Annotated in this window: 7 protein-coding genes; 3 read left to right on the top strand and 4 right to left on the bottom strand. The window is 71.3% G+C overall.

The genetic code is table 11. From position 1 onward, the window contains the following. The coding region (locus QH283_RS17195; RefSeq protein WP_280504005.1) for a hypothetical protein at positions 1 to 194 on the top strand (194 nt) is incomplete at its 5' end. Here QH283_RS17195 and QH283_RS17200 read toward each other — a convergent pair. The 4 genes from QH283_RS17200 to QH283_RS17215 form a co-directional block, all read right to left on the bottom strand. Continuing rightward, positions 151 to 1,737: an acyl-CoA synthetase gene (locus QH283_RS17200; RefSeq protein WP_280504006.1), complete on the bottom strand. Its 1,587-nt coding sequence runs from the start codon at positions 1,735 to 1,737 to the stop codon at positions 151 to 153. The two genes, QH283_RS17195 and QH283_RS17200, sit on opposite strands and share 44 nt — an antisense overlap. 162 nt (positions 1,738 to 1,899) lie before the next feature. Further along, entirely contained in the window at positions 1,900 to 2,742 is an 843-nt protein-coding gene (locus tag QH283_RS17205; protein WP_280504007.1) for an SDR family NAD(P)-dependent oxidoreductase, read from the bottom strand. A gap of 171 nt (positions 2,743 to 2,913) precedes the next feature. Then, complete coding sequence (locus tag QH283_RS17210; RefSeq protein WP_280504008.1) at positions 2,914 to 3,432, bottom strand: hypothetical protein; 519 nt, start codon at positions 3,430 to 3,432, stop codon at positions 2,914 to 2,916. Continuing rightward, the gene (locus QH283_RS17215; RefSeq protein ID WP_280504009.1) at positions 3,429 to 3,605 is read right to left on the bottom strand and encodes a hypothetical protein; all 177 of its coding nucleotides are present in this window, start codon (positions 3,603 to 3,605) and stop codon (positions 3,429 to 3,431) included. Before QH283_RS17215 ends, QH283_RS17210 begins: the two co-directional genes overlap by 4 nt. Before the next feature lie 145 nt (positions 3,606 to 3,750). On the opposite strand from QH283_RS17215, the gene QH283_RS17220 reads away from it, so the two are divergent. Next, positions 3,751 to 4,695, top strand: a complete 945-nt coding sequence (locus QH283_RS17220; RefSeq protein WP_280504010.1) for a GlxA family transcriptional regulator — start codon at positions 3,751 to 3,753, stop codon at positions 4,693 to 4,695. Between the two features lie 122 nt (positions 4,696 to 4,817). Next, positions 4,818 to 5,372: a TetR/AcrR family transcriptional regulator gene (locus QH283_RS17225; protein WP_280504011.1), complete on the top strand. Its 555-nt coding sequence runs from the start codon at positions 4,818 to 4,820 to the stop codon at positions 5,370 to 5,372. Positions 5,373 to 5,497 lie beyond the last annotated feature (125 nt).

Raw genomic sequence — 5,497 nt, forward strand, 5'->3', positions numbered from 1 at the left:
CCCCCCCCCCCCCCCCCCCCCCCCCCCCCCCCCCCCCCCCCCCCCGCCGCCGCCCTCCCCCCTCCCGCGCCCCCCCCCCCCGCGGGCCCCCCCGGCGGGCGGCCCCCCCCCCCCCGCCCCCCGCCCCGCCCCCCGGTCGGATGCGCGTGCTCAGTGCGCGTGCTCGGCGAAGCGCTGCCGCAGTTCGCGCTTGAGGATCTTGCCGCTCGGGTTCTTGGGCAGCTCGTCGGTGAACACGATCCGCTTGGGCAGCTTGAAGCCGGCCAGCCGGGGGCGCAGCTCGTCGATCACCCGCTCCTCGGTGAGCTCGTGGCCGTCCTGGGCGACGATCACCGCCGTCACCGCCTCGATCCAGGTGGGGTGCGGGGTGCCGAAGACGGCCGCCTCGGCCACGCCCGTGACCGTGTAGAGGGCCTCCTCCACCTCGCGGCTGGCCACGTTCTCGCCGCCGGTCTTGATCATGTCCTTCTTGCGGTCGACCACGCTGAGGTAGCCGTCCTCGCTCATGATGCCCAGGTCGCCGGAGTGGAACCAGCCGTTGCGGAAGGCCTCGGCGGTCTTGGCCTCGTCGTCGAGATAGCCGAGGGTGGCGTGCGGGCTGCGGTGCACGATCTCGCCCAGCTCGCCCGGTGGCAGCGGGTTGTCCTCGTCGTCGACGATGATCGTCTCCACGTGCAGGGCCGGGCGGCCGGCCGAGCCCGCGTGGGCGAGCTGTTCGTGTGGCCGCAGGATGGTCGCCACCGGCGACATCTCGGTCTGGCCGTAGAAGTTCCACAGCGACAGCCCCGGCAGCGCGGTGCGGATCTGCTCGAGCACCGCCACCGGCATGGGGGAGGCGCCGTAATACCCCTTCGTCAGCGAGGACAGGTCGGTCTCGGCGAAGCGCGGCGACTGCAACAGCGCGATCCACACCGTCGGCGGGGCGAAGAACTTGGTGGCCCGCTCGCGCTCGATGGTGGCCAGCACCGTCGCCGGGTCGGGACCGGACAGGATGATGCTGGAGGCGCCGAGGTAGATGTCGGGCAGCAGGAAGCAGTCCATCTGCGCGCAGTGGTAGAGCGGCAGGGCGTGCACCTCGATGTCGTCGCCGGACATCCCGCCGTCGACCACCGCGCTGACGTACTGGCTGATCAGCGACTTGCTGGACAGCAGAACGCCTTTCGGTCGCGACTCGGTGCCACTGGTGTACATCAGGCGGATCGGCTCGTCGTTGCCCACCGGCACGCCGGGGTCGGAGTCGTCGGTGTGGGCCTCCCAGGCCTCGTAGGCGCTCCACCGCTCGTCGGGGGCCGTGCCGCCGATGCGGACCAGCACCTCTGGCCGATGTTCGCCTGCCTCGACGGCCGCGTTCGCGACCGTGAGCAGACCGTCCTGCGCGACGAACACCCTGGCCCGGGAATGGCGCAGGATGTAGGCGATCTCCTCGGCGCCGAGCATGAAGTTGATCGGCACGAGCAGCGCGCCGACCCGGGCCAGCGCCAGCGTGAGCACCGCGTACTGGCTGGAGTTGCGCGACAGCAGCGCCACCGCGTCGCCCTTGCCGATGCCGCGCGCGATCAGCGCGTTGGCCACCCGGTTCACCACGGCGTCGAATTCGCGGTAGGTCAGCCTGCGCTCGGCGTCGGCGATCGCCAGCCGCTCCGGGAAGCGCTGGGCGCTGCGTCGCAGCAGGTCTCCCACGGTCTGCGATCGTGCGGTGGCGATCGTGCGGGCGAGGGTGGTCTCGTGGTCGGGCATCGTGTTCCTTTCGGCCGAGCGCGCCGACGGTTGGCGACAGCGCCGCGGCGTCGGCCGTGGTGGCGGATGGCCGCGGCGCTGTCGTGTCGGCCAGAGCACAGTAGCCCGGCGTTTGCCGATACTGTGCACCCGGTCACCCGGAGGTGTGCGGAAGTCCGGGCCTCAGAACGTCATGGGCGGCGCGGGCGCGCGGCGTTCGCGCAGTGTCTCCGCGCGGTGGCCGAGCGCGCCGAGGCCGAAGTCCTTGTCGGTGAAGCCCCAGAACTCGCCCGCGGCGATGTCGGCGAACATGTTCCGCGCCGCGTCGATCGGGTCCATGCCCGCGGTCTCGCCGAGGTTGTGCAGCACCTCGAACATCTTGTCGGCGGCGGCGTTGCCGCTGGGCGCGGCGGCCTGGGCGTCGACGAAGATCCGGCTGCGCACCGAGTACGGCAACAGTACGGTGACCTGGATGGGCGCGCCCGCCAGCGCGACCTCCTGATGCAGGTTCTCGGTGAGCGCGACGATCGCGTGCTTGCTCACGATGTAGGGCGTCTGCAACGCCTGGGTGAGCACGCCGCCGACCGAGGACATGTTCGCCACCGTGGCCGGGGTGCCCGCCTCGATCATCTTCGGCACGAAGGCCCTGATGCCGTGGAAGACGCCGTCCACGTTGACGTTCATCACGTGACGCCAGCGTTCCACCGGGATCTCCCAGAGCACGCCCGCTGTCTCCAGCCCCGCGTTGTTGATCAGCAGTTCCACGCTGCCGTAGCGCGCGTAGACGTCGACGGCGAGCTTCTCGAAGGCCTCGGCGTCGGTCACGTCGAGTACCTGGGCCTCGGCCTGCTGCCCCTGCGCCACGATGTCGTCGGCGACGGTGGCGGCCCGTTCGGCGTCGACATCGGTGACCACCACCCGCATCCCGATGGAGGCCGCGTACCGGGCCAGACCCTCGCCGATCCCCGAACCCGCGCCGGTGATGACGGCGGTGCCGCCGGCGAAACGTTCCTGCGCCGTGCTCATGCGACGACCTCCCGGCGGTGGGTACGGATGGTGGCTTGCGACAACATGTCCGACGTTCCTTTCGAGCTTTCCGTGTAGCTGTAGTTCGGCTACCGAAAGATCATCGCGCCCCAGCCGATTTCGCGCAGCACGGGCCGAAGATACCGTCCCCCAACAGCTCTCACCGCGCGATCACAGTCCCGCCCCGGTGGTGGAGCCAGGCCGGAAGATCATCAGCACGACGACGATCGCCCACAGCAGGTTGAACACGCCGGTGGACATACCGAGGCGGGCGCTGAGCCGGTCCAGCGGCACGGCGTCGTCGGCGCGCGAGCGGCTGCGCGGCGGCTCGGCGGTTACGCCCACCGGCGCCTGGACGCGGGCCAGCGCCGATTCCTGGGCGGGCAGGATCACGCCCATGAGCAGTCCGGCGGCCGTGGCGGTGAGGACCATCGAGACGATGAGCCAGGCGTCGCTCAGCACCCCCAGACTCATGCCGGTGGCGAACCCGAACACCGGGACGAGCACGCCGATGACGGCGTAGACGCGCGTGATCCGGTGCAGCACGGCGACGACCGCGGCCTTGCGGGCATCGCCGGGTTCGCGGTGCGCCGCGCGCACGGCGGGCGGATACATGCTGGCCGCGACGGCGACCGGGCCGATGGCCAGGATGGCGGCGAGGACGTGGATCGACAGCAGGAAACCGGTCACGCGCCGATCCGTTCGCCCAGGGTGACTTCCGGTGTGCCGGCGGCGGTGAGCCCCGATGCACCGGAGGTGACCGGGTCGAGCCGATCGAGGCCGTCGAACCGGACGAATCGCGGATGTGGCCGTGGCTCGGAGATCCGTGGCATGAGGATCCGGGGTGTGGAGATTCGGGGCATGGAGATCCTTCCGTTGGTGCGTGCCCCTATGCTCGCCCGCGCGTGCCGGGCGGCAGCAGTGGCGATCCGGCCACAAAACACCTGAATCCGGCCAGGCGGCGCTCTGGGCCCGATGGCGGGCGCAGATGCCCGCTACGGTCGGGGCATGTACACGGTGGCCGTCCTGCTGCTCGACGATGCGATCGCCTTCGATCTGGCCACGCCGATCGAGGTGTTCGGACGGGTGCGCCTGCCGGACGGGCGCGCGGGCTATCGCGTCGTGGTCGCCGGTCCGAAGCAGCGGATCAGCGCCGGGCCGCTGCGCCTGACCGTCGACGCCGGTCTGGACGCGCTCGACCGCGCCGATCTGGTCGTCGTCCCCGGCCTGGACGAGCCGACCCGGCCCACCGACCCGGAGGTGCTCGACGCCCTGCGCGCCGCGGTGGACCGCGGTTCCCGCGTGGCCTCCATCTGTGTGGGCGCGTTCGTCCTGGCCGAGGCGGGACTGCTCGACGGCAGGGCCGCCACCACGCACTGGCTGGCCGCCGCCGACCTCGCCCGCCGCTATCCGGCGGTGCGGGTCGACCCGGATGTGCTCTACACCGACAACGGCAGTGTGCTGACCTCGGCGGGCGCGGCGGCGGGGCTCGATCTGTGCCTGCACATCGTCGGTAAGGACTACGGCGTCGCCGTGGCCGCCGACACCGCCCGGCTCTCGGTGACGCCCTTGCAGCGCACCGGCGGCCAGTCCCAGTACATCCTGCGCAACCGCCCGATCTTCCGCACCGCCACCCTCGAGCGGGTGCTGGCCTGGATCGAGGACAACGCCCACCGCAACCCGGCCCTGGCCGAGATCGCCGCCGTCGCCGGGATGAGTGTGCGCACTCTCACCAGGCGTTTCGCCGAGGAGACCGGGCAGAGCCCCATCCAGTGGGTCGCGGGCGTGCGCATCCGGCACGCCCAGGAGTTGCTGGAGACCACCGACTACACCGTCGACCGCATCGCCGGGCAGGTCGGTTTCGCTTCGACGAGCAATTTCCGGGCGCAGTTCGTCCAGACCGTCGGGGTCACCCCTGGCGCGTACCGGAAGACTTTCCGTCCGCTGCCCTGAGCCCCCGCGGCCGACCGGCGTCGGGGAGCCCCGTGCTGGACGACAAAAATAGACCGGTCTACTATCAGGTGATGGCAGGGATACGATAAGGCGAGGCGACGAGCGCCAGGATGGTCGAGGTCATGCTGGGGCTGATCCAGTCCAGGGGCTACGCGGGCACCGGGATCAATACGGTGCTCGAGCAGTCCGGGGTGCCGAAGGGATCGATGTACTTCCACTTCCCGGAAGGCAAGGAGCAACTGGCCGAACAGGCCATCGCCCGGGCGTCCGAGGAGTTCCGCGCGCTGATCGCGCAGACCACGGCGAGCGAGCCCGGTCCTGGGCGGGTGATCGGGCGGGTGCTCGAGGTGTTGTCCGGGCTGCTGGTCGACGGGAACTACGAGCTGGGCTGCCCGGTGTCGGTGGTGACGCTGGAGATGGGCGCGCACAGCGACCGGCTGCGCTCGGCATGCGCGCTGGCCTACGAGTCGTGGATCGCGCCGGTCGCCGACTACCTCACCGATTCCGGGCTGGCGCCGGGACGGGCGCGGGAGCTGGCGGAGACGGTGGTCAGCACGGTGGAGGGCGCGATGGTGGTCAGCCGCGCCATGCGGGACACGCAGCCGATGCGCAGCGCGGCCGGAGTGCTCGGCGCACTGCTCGACGAGGCCGTCGGCGCGGCCGGGGGACAGGCATGACCAGGCGGGCGCTGGTGTTCGGCGCCACCGGTTTCCTCGGCCGCCATCTGACCGCGACACTGCTCGGCGACGGGGTCGCGGTGCTCGTCGCCTGCCGGTCGCAGGCGTCGCGGCAGAAACTGTTC

Source organism: Nocardia farcinica, from assembly GCF_029867845.1.
In the GTDB taxonomy this organism is placed as follows: Bacteria; Actinomycetota; Actinomycetes; order Mycobacteriales; family Mycobacteriaceae; genus Nocardia; species Nocardia farcinica_A.